Origin of the sequence: Pseudomonas sp. Tn43, from assembly GCF_014192635.1 — a bacterium.
Classification (GTDB): domain Bacteria; phylum Pseudomonadota; class Gammaproteobacteria; order Pseudomonadales; family Pseudomonadaceae; genus Aquipseudomonas.
In genome coordinates this window covers 55,369-69,651 of sequence record NZ_JACHYG010000011.1, presented here as the reverse complement: position 1 = coordinate 69,651, position 14,283 = coordinate 55,369, and the positions used below count along the sequence as shown (strand labels likewise).

11 protein-coding genes are annotated in these 14,283 nt (G+C 59.2%); 7 read left to right on the top strand and 4 right to left on the bottom strand.

Annotation, left to right across the window (positions count from 1 at the left end; all coding sequences use genetic code 11):
• Nucleotides 1-3: 3 nt before the first annotated feature.
• Together FHW68_RS23050 and FHW68_RS23045 are read right to left on the bottom strand one after the other, a co-directional pair.
• Nucleotides 4-2,526, bottom strand: a complete 2,523-nt coding sequence (locus FHW68_RS23050) for a CS1-pili formation C-terminal domain-containing protein (protein ID WP_183683256.1) — start codon at nucleotides 2,524-2,526, stop codon at nucleotides 4-6.
• Between the two features lie 109 nt (nucleotides 2,527-2,635).
• The gene (locus FHW68_RS23045; RefSeq protein WP_095631359.1) at nucleotides 2,636-3,124 is read right to left on the bottom strand and encodes a CS1 type fimbrial major subunit; all 489 of its coding nucleotides are present in this window, start codon (nucleotides 3,122-3,124) and stop codon (nucleotides 2,636-2,638) included.
• A gap of 510 nt (nucleotides 3,125-3,634) precedes the next feature.
• On the opposite strand from FHW68_RS23045, the gene FHW68_RS23040 reads away from it, so the two are divergent.
• Both FHW68_RS23040 and FHW68_RS23035 read left to right on the top strand, forming a co-directional pair.
• Nucleotides 3,635-4,210 carry a PadR family transcriptional regulator gene (locus FHW68_RS23040; protein ID WP_183683254.1) on the top strand — a complete coding sequence of 192 codons (576 nt, stop codon included), beginning with the start codon at nucleotides 3,635-3,637 and terminating at the stop codon, nucleotides 4,208-4,210.
• Nucleotides 4,207-4,998 (top strand): siderophore-interacting protein, encoded by a 792-nt coding sequence (locus FHW68_RS23035; protein WP_095631357.1) that lies wholly within the window; start codon nucleotides 4,207-4,209, stop codon nucleotides 4,996-4,998. Before FHW68_RS23040 ends, FHW68_RS23035 begins: the two co-directional genes overlap by 4 nt.
• Before the next feature lie 194 nt (nucleotides 4,999-5,192).
• Here FHW68_RS23035 and FHW68_RS23030 read toward each other — a convergent pair whose 3' ends face one another.
• Nucleotides 5,193-5,849, bottom strand: a complete 657-nt coding sequence (locus FHW68_RS23030; RefSeq protein WP_183683252.1) for a Pr6Pr family membrane protein — start codon at nucleotides 5,847-5,849, stop codon at nucleotides 5,193-5,195.
• Between the two features lie 2 nt (nucleotides 5,850-5,851).
• The gene (locus FHW68_RS23025; protein ID WP_095631355.1) at nucleotides 5,852-6,082 is read right to left on the bottom strand and encodes a VF530 family DNA-binding protein; all 231 of its coding nucleotides are present in this window, start codon (nucleotides 6,080-6,082) and stop codon (nucleotides 5,852-5,854) included.
• Between the two features lie 339 nt (nucleotides 6,083-6,421).
• On the opposite strand from FHW68_RS23025, the gene FHW68_RS23020 reads away from it, so the two are divergent.
• The 5 genes from FHW68_RS23020 to FHW68_RS23000 all read left to right on the top strand — a co-directional run bounded on the left by FHW68_RS23020 (nucleotide 6,422) and on the right by FHW68_RS23000 (nucleotide 14,192).
• Nucleotides 6,422-7,804, top strand: coding sequence for a carbohydrate porin (locus tag FHW68_RS23020; RefSeq protein ID WP_183683250.1), 1,383 nt, complete (start codon nucleotides 6,422-6,424; stop codon nucleotides 7,802-7,804).
• A 216-nt stretch (nucleotides 7,805-8,020) separates the two neighbouring features.
• Nucleotides 8,021-10,429 (top strand): glucose/quinate/shikimate family membrane-bound PQQ-dependent dehydrogenase, encoded by a 2,409-nt coding sequence (locus tag FHW68_RS23015; RefSeq protein WP_183683249.1) that lies wholly within the window; start codon nucleotides 8,021-8,023, stop codon nucleotides 10,427-10,429.
• Between the two features lie 180 nt (nucleotides 10,430-10,609).
• Nucleotides 10,610-13,027 carry an endopeptidase La gene (lon, locus tag FHW68_RS23010; protein ID WP_221217247.1) on the top strand — a complete coding sequence of 806 codons (2,418 nt, stop codon included), beginning with the start codon at nucleotides 10,610-10,612 and terminating at the stop codon, nucleotides 13,025-13,027.
• Nucleotides 13,028-13,152: 125 nt separating this feature from the next.
• Nucleotides 13,153-13,545: a protease inhibitor I42 family protein gene (locus FHW68_RS23005; RefSeq protein ID WP_095631351.1), complete on the top strand. Its 393-nt coding sequence runs from the start codon at nucleotides 13,153-13,155 to the stop codon at nucleotides 13,543-13,545.
• A 2-nt stretch (nucleotides 13,546-13,547) separates the two neighbouring features.
• The gene (locus FHW68_RS23000) at nucleotides 13,548-14,192 is read left to right on the top strand and encodes a lysoplasmalogenase (protein ID WP_183683247.1); all 645 of its coding nucleotides are present in this window, start codon (nucleotides 13,548-13,550) and stop codon (nucleotides 14,190-14,192) included.
• Nucleotides 14,193-14,283: the final 91 nt, after the last annotated feature.

The window sequence follows — 14,283 nt, the reverse complement described above, 5'->3', positions numbered from 1 at the left end:
CGATCAACCCGCCCCATCGTTAATCGTTCGAACGACCGCCAGCGTGTCCGGCGAACAGCGCAGATCGCCGATCATCAGCACGTTGTTTTCACTGCGGTGCTTGTCCACATCCAGGCGGAACTGGCACAACAACTGATCGGCGTAGCGAACTTCCAGCGTCGGCGAGCCGGCGTTCATTTCCATCGAGAAAAAGCCATCGACCTCACTCACACCGCGACTGGCGTGATTGATTACGTGATGACCTTTGAGTGGCTGGCCTTGCGGGTCGAGCAGGCGCCCGAGCACGGTCAGGGTTTTCATCACCCGCACCTTTCGATACTCCACGCCACCCTTGTTCAGGTGATAGCGAGTGCGGGCCGGTTCGATGCTGGCCGCCGGGGCGTGATTGCCTAAAAAATCGAAGCTCACCGAACTGTTCTTGTAGGCCGTGAGCGCAATGAAGTTGCGCCCCGGACGCAACGCCGCACTGCCGCCACTGAGGTCGTCGGCGCGCAGGGCGATACCGTCGATATCGGACTCGACGTCGACAATCATTCCGGCGCCGCGTCCCTGATGCTGGCTGGTCAGGGCCATGTGCTCGCCGCCGACGACCAGGGTGCTGTCGAGGTTCAGGCCACCGGTAAAATTGCCGTTGTAGGACGACCGCTGGACAAAACCATCGCCATTGATCGCGTCGGTGTGAAAGTTCGCCAGGCTCGACAGGCCAACGCCGTAGGTATCGGTAAGCGCAGTCACCGAAACGCTCTGCAGCACATGGTCTTGCAGGTCTTTGCGGTAACCGAGCGAAGCGTTGTTGTCGCGGCTGCCGTCACGGGCCGTACGCGAGCCAATGCTGCCGGACACTTGCTGACCTGGCCCGCCCAACGCCATGTTGATGCTCAGATCGACTCCGCGATTGCGTGCATCACCGCTGCTGAAGCTGCCCGGACGGTCAAACAGCGACAACCGCCAATTGGCATCGCTGCCCAACACTACGGTACGTTGCGTCCAGCCCAGGTCCACGCCCACGCCTTCGGTGTTGCCATCGCTGTGCGAAACCCGGGCGTTGATCGAACTCTGACGGCTGACTCGATGATTGAGCGCCAGCGACGAGTTGCTGGTCTGGCCGGTGAACACGTTGCGTTGGCGTACGCGGGTGCCGTCGGGCAACGTGTCGTAGGTGTTGCGCGTGTCGAGCCAGCTGCGGTTGTGGCTGATCACCAGGCTGCCGGAACCATAGTTGTAGAGGCCTTGCAAATCGGCGCCGGTGCCATGGTCTTCGGTCTGGTACAGGTTGGCGTAAAGGCTGGTGCTGTTGCCCAGGCTCCAATCGATGGAGCTGCCGTATTGCAGCTTTTCGCGCACCTGGCGTGCCGACAGTCCGAGGATCACCCGAGGGTGCAGCAGGTAGTTGATCGAGGCACCCGCGGTGGCGTCGCCACTGGCCTGCTGATCCCAGTTGCTGAGCAATTTGCTTTCCTGGCCGGCAAACAGGTTGTAGCGCCAGCGCTCATCGAGGTTGCGCCAGTTGTTGGGCTTGTACACCAGCTCCTGGGTGCTCGAGGTGGTCTGGCCATCTTCGATCAGGCGTACTTCCACTTCGTAAATACCACCGGGTAGCGGCCGGGTATCGAGGGTCTGCAAACCGGCCGGCACCGACTGGGTGTTGATCAGCAGGCCATCGCGAAAAATCTCTACCGAGGCCTGGCGATTGGCGGTGACGTAGATCGGGTAGACGCTGGGTTTCGGACTGTCGATCGCCAGGCTGTCGGAACTGCCATACATCACGCCCACGGCGGTGTCAGGGCTGGTGCCAAATGAACGGGGCTGGCGAGTCAGCCCTTCGGAATTGGGGGTGAAGTAGCCCAGGCGGAAAAAACTGCCTTGCAGTTCGCGCTGGGTGTAAAGCTCATGAACGGCGTGATAAGTCTTGTCGTCCGGCCCGCCCAGGCGCGCCAATTGCATATTGAAAGTCTGGCTCCAGTTGCCCAGGCTGCCACTGGCTTCGAGGCCAAAACGACCGCCCAGGTTCTGGTCCTGGCCGCCGTTGAGGTTGAGCTGGTTGCGCACCATCAAGCCACTGCTGCCGCCTTGTGGCTGGTCATAAAAACGCCTGGCTTCGCTGTCGCGTTCGGCGTTTTCGGTGACGATCGAAAGCAGAGAACTTTCGAGGTTGTAATGAACGGCCAGCATTTGCTCCGGGCATTGGCCAGTGCAGGCGCCCAGTGCCACACCGGGTTTGAGGATGTCGGCCCAGGTGTCACGCTCGCTGGCGCTGAAGCGGCTGTCGCGGGTGTCGGTGAAGTCGAGCAACGTGACCCGGTCGTCACGAGACAACACAATCATCGCTTCACCCAACGGTTGTTGATCCAGCTCGACCCGAACCGCCAACGGAACATCGAAAAAATGTTCCTCGAAATCCGCCGGCAAACCTTTGGCCTGGGCCAGTAAACTTCGAGGCGTATTATCAACGGATAGGGGCGCCGCAAATGCACTGCTACATAACAACAGCGCAAGCGCCGCCGCGATGGGCGTCATCGGGAACATGAACGAATACTCTGATTACAAAAAAAGTTGAATCCCGACCGACAAGTTAATGGATTGCCGGCCGGTCACGTTACTTAAGCAAGTAAGCGCTTATGACGCTTGATCAAATTCAAAGAGCAACGGGAGGAACAGCGTCAAACATCATGGTCACCGCACCGGTGTAATCGCCCGGAGCGAAAGTGGTGCCAACAGCCTTGATATTGAGTGGCGCACGGTAATTGACATTCGACTCGGTCTCGCCAACCACCATTTGCGGTGTAGTGGAAAGGACCACACCGTTGAGCGCCACTTGCAAGTCGATCGATGTCGCCCCCGCAATCAGCTTCGGCACGCTTTCAAGGCTGGCGTGCACCGAACCGTTGTTGTTACGCATGTCGAAGAAGCCGTTGACCTCGCCCATGGTGCCGGTGGACGGCCTGTAGCTCATGTCCTGATCCTTGTTGACCAGGTCCGGATCGACCGGGACCACGTAGAAGCCATTAGTCGGTACATGCGCAACCAGACTGATGGAATGGCGGGCTTCACCTGCGGCAAACACGACGGAAGAGCTCAGAGCCAGAACAGCCAGAGGAGCAGCAAACGCGATTTTCTTGAACATAGTCATTACCTGTTTTTTTGAAAGAGTCGATTCATTAAAAGTTTCAGGGAGCCGACAGTCACGAGCAGCCGCTCTTTATCTGAACTTTCAACGCCGAAGAATGATCGACCAATTATTCTGGAAAGTAAGCAGGCAAGTTCCGGCGAACCTGTAGCCAAAGCACCATGGCGATAGCAAGAAAAAACCCGCAATAACACTAAAACCGATGGATGACTGTAAGAAACAGATTACAAACAGGAGGTGATACGCAATAACAACACAACAATGAAAGAGCAACTTCCGTAAGACCGATACCACATACCCCGAAAACAATAGCCGAAAACACTACATTAGAGAGTTAACACTAATTTCAACGTTTGTACCTGCATCAAACACCCTTATTTTTGATATTGAGAGGTCTTGAGCAGACGCCCACTGACGTCGCTTGACGTTGGCCACTGGTCAGGAGGTCTTGTCTTTTTCATAAGATATATCTTAAGTTGTATCTAAACACGACGAGAGAAAGCAAAAATGAGAGACCATCATTCCTCCCACCGCGAACACGGTGACAGCCGCGACGGCTTCGAAAGACGCCCTGGCCGCGAACGCGGTGGACGCGGGCCCCGGGTCTTCGCCCCCGGCGACCTGAAACTGTTGCTGCTGGCCCTGATCGCCGAGCAGCCGTGCCATGGCTACGACCTTATCCGCCAGATCGAAAGCATGTTCGACGGCGCCTACAGCCCCAGCCCCGGCGTGATCTACCCGACCCTGACCTTCCTTGAAGAAAGCGAAATGATCCTGGGCGACGCCGAAGGCGGAAAAAAACGCTACAGCATCACCGACGCCGGACGTCTGTCTCTAAGTGAACAAGCGATTGCCCTGGACGGTGTGCGCATGCGTATCGAAGTCAGCAAGCGTTCGTTGCGCGGCCATGATCGTCCCGCCGAAATTCACGAGGCGGTGCACAACCTGCGCCATGCCTTGCAAATGCACCATGGCCGCTGGAGCCCGGAAGAAATCCTGCGAGTGCGCGATCTGCTCAACAACACCGCCAAGGCCATCGTCGACGGCCCCACTGTTCAACCTGTTCAGGAGAAAACCGAATGAGCGACATGATCCTGCAATCGCCCTCCATTCACCGCGTCATGCACGAGCTCAAACGCCGTCGCCTGGAAGTGTTGCGAGTGGTCGACCTGACCCCGCGTATGCGCAGGATTACGCTGGGTGGTCCTGAGCTGGCGGGCTTCGTCAGCCTGGGAACGGACGATCATGTCAAACTGCTGTTCCCCCAAAACGCGGCAGAACAGGCGGCGCTGGAAAACCTGGTCCTCGGTGCCGGCAAGGACAACGGACCGATGCCCGAGATGCGTGACTACACGCCACGCCGCTACGACCTGGATACCCTGGAACTGGACATCGACTTCGTCCTGCACGGCGATGGCCCTGCCTCGACCTGGGCCGAACAGGCCAAACCGGGCCAATTTCTGCACATCGCAGGGCCACGGGGTTCAATGATCGTGCCGGACATCTTCGACAGCTACCTGCTGATCGGCGATGAAACCGCCCTGCCCGCCATCGCCCGCCGGCTCGAAGGCCTGGCTGCCAATCGGCGAGCACTGGTGATCGTGGAAGTGGAAAACGGCGCCGAACAACAACGCCTGGAAAGCGCGGCCCAGGTCGATGTGATCTGGGTGTTGCGCGAGAGAGGCAGGAACAACCTGCTGACCACCGTGCAACAGATCGAGGTGCCTGATGGCAATCTGTATGCGTGGGTGGCGACTGAGTCGAAGCTGTCGCGGCAGATTCGCCGGGTATTGCTCGATGAGCAGGGCCTGAACGAGCAATTCGTCAAAGCGGTCGGCTACTGGCGGCTGGATGACAGCGACGAAGAATAACCACAAACCCAAATGTGGCGAGGGGGCTTGCCCCCGTTCGGCTGCGTAGCAGTCACAAAATCAGCAAACACGGTGCACCAGAAAAATCGGTTGCAGGCTTAAGCACCGCTTCGCGGCGCAACGGGGGCAAGCCCCCTCGCCACAAGGCACCCTGTCCCCAATCCAAGCAAGCTCGCCACAGTCAGTGGCGTTGTTCACTGCCGATCCATGCGCCACCGGTCCAGCCCGACCACCAACACTGCAATCAGCACAAACCCCGCCAACAATCCCCCGGCATTCACAAACACCTGTGCATAACCCAGTTTGTCCACATCAATGAACGGATACGGATAAACCGCCAGCAGATGCCCGCGCCATAACGCATAGCCGAAGTACACCAGCGGATAGGTCACCCACAGCGCAATGTGCCGCAGGCGCAACGTACCTTTGGGCACACAGCACCACCAATAAACCAGAAACAGCAGCGGCATGACGTCGTGCATCAGCTCATCGGCCAGCCATTGCCAGCCTTCCGGATGCCACAAGTGGCGCAACAACAGGCTGTACGCCACGCCGACCACGGCGATGCTCACCGCAATCCCGCTGCTCACCCAGGGCTGCAAAAACCAGCGCCGCGCCGCCGATTCTCGGGACGTCAGTTCACAGGTCAGCACCACCGCCACCAACGTGTTGGTCAGCACGGTGAAGAAACTGAAAAAACTCACCAGCCCACCCAGCAGACTGGCCGCAACACTCCAGCGCAAATAAAGAATCAGGTACAGCTGAATGCTCAGACCCGCCCAGCCCAGAATCGCCGCCACGGCAACACAACGACGCCTCGCGGCAGCACCTGGCGCCGAAGGTTTGACCATGCTCAGACCGGTCGCTTGGTGCGCATCAGCTTCACGTACAAGCGCTCGACCTTCTCCCGCGCCCATGGGGTTTTGCGCAGGAATGTCAGGCTCGACTTGATGCTCGGGTCACTCTTGAAGCAGCGGATATCGATGCGCTCGGCCAGCCCTGACCATTGGTAGTGTTCGACCAGGGTGTTGAGGATCTGCTCCAGCGTCACGCCGTGCAGCGGGTTGGTGTTCTGTTCGGTCATGCCGGGCCTTCGAGCGAGTGGGAATTGGAAGCCGCGCACCTTAGCCGAGGGCTTCGTTGGGGGGAAGCTATCTGTTGGCTCTGTGTTAAATGTAGGTGACCTTGAAAAGATCGCAGCCTTCGCCAGCGCCTGCAGGGGAAGCGCCTACACCCGTGAATGTTCGAGCGACCACAGACTCTTTTCTGCACACTATTACCAAATCCGAAATGATCCATGTCAGTAAAACCCCTTTCTCTATGTGTAACAGAACATTATCCTTACGCCCGTCCAGCTGAAACGCTTCTCCCCTGCTTCATTCAGTTCACTCCTTTTAGAAAAAAGACCAAGAATTTCTTCTCTATGCCTGATTTTCAAACTCCGCGAGACAGCGCTGTCTTATCCCCTGTGGCCAGTCGAAAAGCCCTGAACCTGATGGGCGGATTCACCGCGTTGGGCTTCGCCTCTTGCATCCAGGCTGCGCCGGCCTTCGATAGCGATTCGCCGTGGATGCTCGGCGACTGGAACGGTACGCGCACCGAACTTTCGCAAAAGGGCTACGACTTCAAGGTCGATTACACCGGTGAAATGGGCAGCAACCTGCACGGCGGCTATGACCATGACCGCACCGCTCGCTACAGCGATCAGTTCGGTTTTGGCACTCATCTGGACTTGCAGAAGATTCTCGGCTGGGACGACGCTGAATTTCAGCTGACCATCACCGAGCGCAATGGCAATAACATCAGTAACGATCGGATCAACGATCCGCGGGTCGGCGGTTTTACCTCGGCTCAGGAAGTCTGGGGCCGCGGCCAGACCTGGCGTCTGACACAGATGTGGTATCAGCAGAAATTCTTCGATCACAAGCTCGATATCAAAGTTGGCCGCTTCGGCGAGGGCGAAGACTTCAACAGCTTCCCCTGCGACTTCCAGAACCTGGCGTTCTGCGGCTCCCAGGTCGGCAACTGGGCTGGGGACATCTGGTACAACTGGCCGGTCAGCCAGTGGGCGATGCGCGTCAAATATCACCTGACGCCAGAGTTCTATGCGCAAGTCGGGGCTTACGAGCAAAACCCGTCCAACCTGGATCGCGACAACGGCTTCAAACTCAGCGGCAGCGGCACCCAGGGCGCGATCCTGCCGGTGGAACTGGTCTGGACTCCAAAATTCAATGGCCTGCCAGGTGAATACCGTGCCGGTTATTACTACAGCAACGCCAAGGCCAGCGATGTCTACAAGGACAGCAACGGCCAGCCAGCGGCCTTGACTGGCGAGGCTTATCGCAGCGCATCGAGCAAGCACGGTGTGTGGCTCGGTATTCAGCAGCAATTGACCAGCCGCGCCAGTGATCACTCACGGGGCTTGAGCGTGTTCGCCAACGGCACGATGCACGACAAAAAGACCAACGCCATCGATAACTACGTCCAGGCCGGCGTCGTCTACAAAGGCTTGTTCGATGCCCGCGCCAGGGACGACATCGGTTTTGCCCTGGCCCGTGTTCACGTCAACCCGGCCTTTCGCAAGAACGCCCAGGCCACCAATCAGGCCCACGCCGTCTTCGACTACGACGACCCCTCGTTCCTGCCGCCGCAAGACACCGAATACAGCAGCGAGCTCTACTACGGCGTGCACGTCACGAACTGGCTGACCGTGCGCCCGAACCTGCAATACATCCGTCACCCCGGTGGCGTGGACAAAGTCGACGACGCGCTGATTGGCGGGATCAAGATCCAGTCATCGTTCTAAGAATCACCACAAACCCTTGTAGGAGCGAGGCTTGCCCGCGAAGGCGATCTATTAATCAGCATCTTTTGATGAATGTTAATCCGTCTTCGCGGGCAAGCCTCGCTCCTACAAGAGATGCGGCGTCCAACCGTTTTTTATATGAACCCTGCCCGCACCAGATCGTCATCTACAGTGAACTGGCGCGGGCTTACTTAAAACGTCACGGAGAACCACACTATGAGCGCTGATGGTGCTTTCAGTCGAAGCCGTCTGCTGCCGAGCCTGCTCGGTATCGTGCTTCTGCTAATGGGCCTGGCCTTGCTGGCCGGGGGGGTCAAACTGAGCATGCTCGGCGGCTCGCTGTATTACCTGCTGGCCGGTATCGGCCTGATGCTGACCGGGGGGCTGCTGCTTGCCGACCGTTATGTGGCGCTGAGCCTGTACGCGGTGGTGCTGTTCGCCAGTACGGTCTGGGCATTGTGGGAAGTTGGCCTGGACTGGTGGCAATTGGTGCCACGTCTGGCGCTGCTCTTTGCCCTCGGTATCGTCATGCTGCTGCCATGGTTTCGTCGCCCATTGCGTACCGGCCAATTCAACCCGATCGGCACCGGTTTACTGAGCGCTGCCGTGGTCATCGCCGGTATCGCCGCGCTGGCCAGCCTGTTCACCAACCCCGGTGAAATCAAAGGCGAACTGGACCGTGACGCCGTGCCTGGCATGAGCAACACCGCCCCGGCCATGCCTGATGGCGACTGGAACTCCTACGGCCGCAGCGCCCATGGCGATCGCTATTCGCCACTGGCGCAAATTACCCCGCAGAACGTCAACAAACTGGTGCCCGCCTGGACCTACCGCACCGGCGACCTGCCAGGGCCGAACGACCCGGGCGAAACCACCGCCGAAAACACCCCGCTCAAAGCCAACGGCATGCTCTATGTGTGCACGCCGCACAGCCAGGTGATCGCGCTGGACCCGGACACCGGCAAGGAACTCTGGCGTTTCGATCCGAAGCTCTCCACGCAAAACGCGGCGAACTTCAAGGGTTGGGCACACATGACTTGCCGTGGCGTGACCTATCACGATGACGCCGTCTATGCGTCCGAGCAAAGCCCTACCGGCACTGCCAACGCGCCAGTGGCCAGTGTCTGCCCGCGCCGGATCTTCCTGCCGACCGCCGACACCCGCCTGATCGCCCTGAACGCCGACACCGGCAAAATGTGCGAAGACTTCGGCAACGGTGGCCAGGTTGACCTGACGACCAACATCGGTGAATTCACCGCCGGCGGTTATTACTCCACTTCGCCACCGGCGGTCACCAAAGACCTGGTGGTGATTGGCGGCCACGTGACCGACAACGTTTCCATCGACGAACCAAGCGGCGTGATCCGCGCGTTCGACGTGCACACCGGCAAACTGGTGTGGAACTGGGACAGCGGCAACCCGGACGACACCACACCGATTGCCGAAGGCAAGGTCTACACCCGCAACTCGCCGAACATGTGGTCGATCTTCAGCGTCGATGAAAAACTCGGCATGATCTATCTGCCGATGGGCAATCAGACTCCGGATCAGTTCGGTGGCGCGCGCACCCCTGAATCGGAACTGCACGCCGCTGGCCTGACCGCGCTGGACATCGCCACCGGCAAAGTGCGTTGGCACTTCCAGTTCACCCACCACGACCTGTGGGACATGGACGTCGGTGGCCAGCCAACCCTGATGGACCTGAAAACCGCAGACGGTGTGAAGCCGGCAGTGCTCGCGTCCACCAAGCAAGGCAGCATCTATGTGCTGGACCGCAGCAATGGCCAGCCGATTGTGCCGATCAAGGAAATCCCGGTGCCGCAAGGCGCAGTGGAAGGCGACTACACTTCGCCGACCCAACCGATGTCTGACCTGAACTTCGTGCCGCCGACCCTCAAGGAACGCGACATGTGGGGCGTGACCCCGTTCGATCAGATGCTGTGCCGGATCGACTTCAAATCCCTGCGCTACGACGGCATGTTTACCCCGCCGTCGCTGCAAGGCTCGATCGTTTATCCCGGTAACTTCGGCGTGTTCGACTGGGGCGGCATTTCCGTCGATCCGGTGCGTCAGATTGCGTTTGTGAACCCTAGCTTCATGGCGTTCAAATCGAAACTGATTCCGGCCGCCGAAATCGCCAAACAAGGCCCTCGCGTCAGCGAAACCGAAGGCGTGCAGCCCAACAAAGGCGCGCCTTACGGGGTGATCCTCGAAGCCCTGCTGTCGCCAATGGGCCTGCCGTGCCAGGCACCGGCCTGGGGTTACGTGGCGGCGGTCGATTTGACCACCAACAAAACCATCTGGATGCACAAGAACGGCACCGTGCGCGACAGCTCGCCGGTTCCGATCCCTCTGAGCATGGGCGTACCGAGCCTGGGCGGAGCCTTCACCACTGCCAGTGGCGTGGCCTTCCTGAGCGGCACCCTCGACCAGTACCTGCGCGCCTACGACGTGAAGAACGGCAAGCAATTGTGGGAAGGCCGCCTGCCAGCAGGCGCGCAAACCACACCGATGACCTACACCGGCAAAGACGGCAAGCAATACGTGCTGGTTGTTGCGGGCGGTCACGGATCGCTGGGCACCAAACAGGGTGACTATGTGATTGCGTACAAGCTGTCGGAATAAGCGCTAGCGGCAGTTAAAGGAAAGGCGACTCCTGTGAGGGGGTCGCCTTTTTTGTGCTCGATTGCTTCAGGTCATTCATCCCCTGTGGGCGCTGAACACACATGCTGAAATATCCTGCCCCATTGAAACCACCCCCCACCTGCCCCATCTAAGACCCATACCCCATTGCGCAGGTGCCTCATGACCGACCAGCAAGAATTCCCCGAAGACACGAGCGAATACGCCGAAACAGACAACGTTCAACACCACTCCATTGGCAAAGGTCTCGCCCTGCCTGGCCAGAACCTGCCAGACAAGGCCTATATCATCCCGATCCATAACCGGCCCTTCTTCCCGGCGCAAGTATTGCCGGTGATCGTCAACGAAGAGCCTTGGGCCGAGACCCTCGAACTGGTGAGCCAATCCGACCACCATTCCCTGGCCCTGTTCTTCATGGACTCGCCCCAGGAAGACCCGCGCCATTTCAATACCAAAGCCCTGCCGGAATACGGCACCCTGGTCAAAGTCCACCACGCCAGTCGCGAAAACGGCAAACTGCAATTCGTCGCCCAGGGCCTGACCCGGGTGCGCATCAAAACCTGGCTCAAACACCATCGCCCGCCATACCTGGTGGAAGTCGAATACCCGCACCAGCCCACCGAGCCGACCGATGAGGTCAAGGCCTACGGCATGGCGCTGATCAACGCGATCAAAGAACTGCTGCCGCTCAACCCGCTGTACAGCGAAGAGCTGAAAAACTACCTCAACCGCTTCAGCCCCAACGATCCATCACCGTTGACCGACTTCGCCGCCGCCCTGACCTCGGCCACTGGCAGCGAACTGCAAGAAGTGCTCGACTGCGTGCCGATGCTCAAGCGCATGGAAAAAGTCCTGCCGATGCTGCGCAAGGAAGTCGAAGTCGCGCGCCTGCAAAAAGAAATCTCCGCCGAAGTGAACCGCAAGATCGGCGAGCATCAGCGCGAGTTCTTCCTCAAGGAACAGCTCAAGGTCATCCAGCAAGAGCTAGGGCTGACCAAGGATGATCGCAGCGCCGACATCGAACAGTTCGAGCAACGCCTGACGGGCAAGGTGTTGCCGCCTCAGGCGCAGAAACGCATCGAAGAGGAAATGAACAAGCTGTCGATCCTGGAGACCGGCTCACCGGAATACGCGGTAACCCGCAATTACATCGATTGGGCGACCTCGGTGCCCTGGGGCGTATACGGCGAGGACAAACTCGACCTCAAACACGCGCGCAAGGTACTGGACAAACACCACGCCGGCCTTGATGACATCAAGGACCGCATCCTCGAATTCCTCGCGGTCGGCGCCTATAAAGGCGAGATCAGCGGCTCCATCGTGTTGCTGGTCGGCCCGCCGGGCGTGGGCAAGACCAGCGTCGGCAAGTCCATCGCTGAAACCCTGGGCCGGCCGTTCTATCGCTTCAGCGTCGGCGGCATGCGCGACGAAGCGGAGATCAAGGGCCATCGCCGCACTTACATCGGCGCGCAACCGGGCAAGCTGGTCCACGCGTTGAAAGACGTCGAAGTGATGAACCCGGTGATCATGCTCGACGAGATCGACAAAATGGGCCAGAGCTTCCAGGGCGATCCGGCCTCGGCGCTGCTGGAAACCCTCGACCCGGAACAGAACGTCGAATTCCTCGACCACTACCTGGATTTGCGCCTGGACCTGTCGAAAGTGCTGTTCGTCTGCACCGCCAACACCCTGGATTCGATTCCCGGCCCGTTGCTGGACCGGATGGAAGTGATTCGTCTGTCGGGCTACATCACCGAAGAGAAAGTCGCCATCGCCAAGCGTCACCTGTGGCCGAAACAGCTTGAGAAAGCGGGCGTGTCCAAGGGTAGCCTGAGCATCAGCGACAACGCATTGAAAGCCTTGATCGACGGCTACGCCCGTGAAGCCGGGGTGCGGCAGCTGGAAAAAAACCTCGGCAAACTGGTGCGCAAAGCCGTGATGAAGCTGATTGACGAACCGAAAGCGGTGATCAAGCTCGGGCCGAAAGACCTGGAAGCCTCACTCGGTCGACCGGTGTTTCGCAACGAACAAGTGCTGTCCGGCATCGGCGTGATCACCGGGCTGGCCTGGACCAGCATGGGTGGCGCGACCCTGCCGATCGAAGCCACGCGCATTCATACCCTCAACCGGGGCTTCAAACTCACCGGGCAACTGGGGGACGTGATGAAAGAGTCGGCAGAAATTGCCTACAGCTACGTCAGCTCCCATCTGAAGCAATTTGGCGGTGATCCGACATTCTTCGACGAAGCCTTCGTCCATCTCCACGTACCGGAAGGCGCCACGCCGAAAGACGGCCCGAGCGCTGGCGTGACCATGGCCAGCGCCCTGCTGTCCCTGGCTCGCAACCAGCCACCGAAAAAAGCGGTGGCCATGACTGGCGAACTGACGCTGACCGGGCATGTCCTGCCGATTGGCGGGGTGCGCGAGAAAGTCATCGCGGCACGGCGACAGAAGATTTTCGAGTTGATCTTGCCGGAGGCAAACCGTGGCAGTTTTGAAGAGCTGCCGGACTATCTGAAGGAAGGGATCAGCGTGCACTTCGCCAAGCGCTTTGCGGATGTGGCGAAGATATTGTTCTAACCCCCGTAACTGATCGTTCCCACGCTCTGCGTGGGAACGATCATCCCCCCATTCCCGGATTGTCACACTTTGTCTCATCTTCAGTTATGCTCGCCGTTCGTCGTGAATGCCGGAGCCGCTGACTCATGTCCCCTACCCGCCTGTTTATCCCGCTCGTCCTCGCCCTGCTGAGCGGTTGCGCCACGCAATCGAAACACAACGTGACCGTGGAAAAACAAAGCGAATGCCCGGTGCAACTGAACAACGGCCAACACTTGATCCTGACCCTGCCCAGCAACCCCACCACGGGTTACCGCTGGACAATTCAGGATTCGGCCGGTGGTGTGTTGCGCGCGCTCAGCCCCGAGGTTTACAGCAATCCGGAAGACGCAGGGGTGGTCGGCAGCGCCGGCCTTTCGACCTGGCGTTTCCAGGCCTTTGCCACCGGCACCGGTCGTTTGCGACTGACCTATTCACAACCGTGGGCACCCGAAGTGCCGGCGGTAAAAACCTTCGACTGCGCCATCGCGGTTAACTGATCATGGGTTGGCTGATTCTGGCGCTGATGGGCGCAGTGACCTTTCTGTATGGCCTGAGCGTGCATGCCACGCTGCTTTGCCTGCTGGTCAAACCGTTGCCGGTGCTGGCCCTGCTCGGCTGGTTGCACGACGCACCGCCCAGTGACTACCGGCGCTGGATCAGCCTGGGTTTGATTTTCTCCCTGATCGGCGACGTGTTACTGGCATGGCCGGGGGATTTGTTCGTGTTTGGCCTTGGGGCGTTTTTGGTCGCGCATCTGGCGTACCTGAAGGCTTATTTGAGCGATTGCCGGCGTTTGGCGCTGTTGCCGTTGATGCTCGCGTTGAGCGTGGGCGCGGTGCTACTGGGGATTCTGATTTCCAATGGTTTGGGACCGTTGCTGATCCCGGTGATCGTCTACGGGCTGGCCATCAGCGCCATGCTCTGGCGCGCCCTCGCCCGGCTCGGCACCGACGTGCCCAAACGCTCGGCGCTGCTGGCGGCAGCGGGCGCGGTGGCGTTTGTGTTTTCTGACAGTGTGATTGGCATCAACCGGTTTGTATCACCGTTCAACGCAGCACCTTATGTGATCATCCTCAGTTACTGGCTGGGGCAATGGGGGATTGCGGCGTCGGCGTTTCCTCAGAAGTCTTGTAGAGGTCGCTAATCCTCAGGCCCCCAGGCACAACGTACTGACTGCGTAGCTCTGCCTGGCTATTAGAAAACGGTCTAAACAACTGTCATTCCTGACAGTAGCG

What these genes read in the sequence shown, in the direction of transcription:
- FHW68_RS23050 (WP_183683256.1), bottom strand. Translation starts at nt 2,526, where the DNA reads ATGTTCCCGATGACGCCCATCGCGGCGGCGCTTGCGCTGTTGTTATGT.
- FHW68_RS23045 (WP_095631359.1), bottom strand. Translation starts at nt 3,124, where the DNA reads ATGTTCAAGAAAATCGCGTTTGCTGCTCCTCTGGCTGTTCTGGCTCTG.
- FHW68_RS23040 (WP_183683254.1), top strand. Translation starts at nt 3,635, where the DNA reads ATGAGAGACCATCATTCCTCCCACCGCGAACACGGTGACAGCCGCGAC.
- FHW68_RS23035 (WP_095631357.1), top strand. Translation starts at nt 4,207, where the DNA reads ATGAGCGACATGATCCTGCAATCGCCCTCCATTCACCGCGTCATGCAC.
- FHW68_RS23030 (WP_183683252.1), bottom strand. Translation starts at nt 5,849, where the DNA reads ATGGTCAAACCTTCGGCGCCAGGTGCTGCCGCGAGGCGTCGTTGTGTT.
- FHW68_RS23025 (WP_095631355.1), bottom strand. Translation starts at nt 6,082, where the DNA reads ATGACCGAACAGAACACCAACCCGCTGCACGGCGTGACGCTGGAGCAG.
- FHW68_RS23020 (WP_183683250.1), top strand. Translation starts at nt 6,422, where the DNA reads ATGCCTGATTTTCAAACTCCGCGAGACAGCGCTGTCTTATCCCCTGTG.
- FHW68_RS23015 (WP_183683249.1), top strand. Translation starts at nt 8,021, where the DNA reads ATGAGCGCTGATGGTGCTTTCAGTCGAAGCCGTCTGCTGCCGAGCCTG.
- lon (WP_221217247.1), top strand. Translation starts at nt 10,610, where the DNA reads ATGACCGACCAGCAAGAATTCCCCGAAGACACGAGCGAATACGCCGAA.
- FHW68_RS23005 (WP_095631351.1), top strand. Translation starts at nt 13,153, where the DNA reads ATGTCCCCTACCCGCCTGTTTATCCCGCTCGTCCTCGCCCTGCTGAGC.
- FHW68_RS23000 (WP_183683247.1), top strand. Translation starts at nt 13,548, where the DNA reads ATGGGTTGGCTGATTCTGGCGCTGATGGGCGCAGTGACCTTTCTGTAT.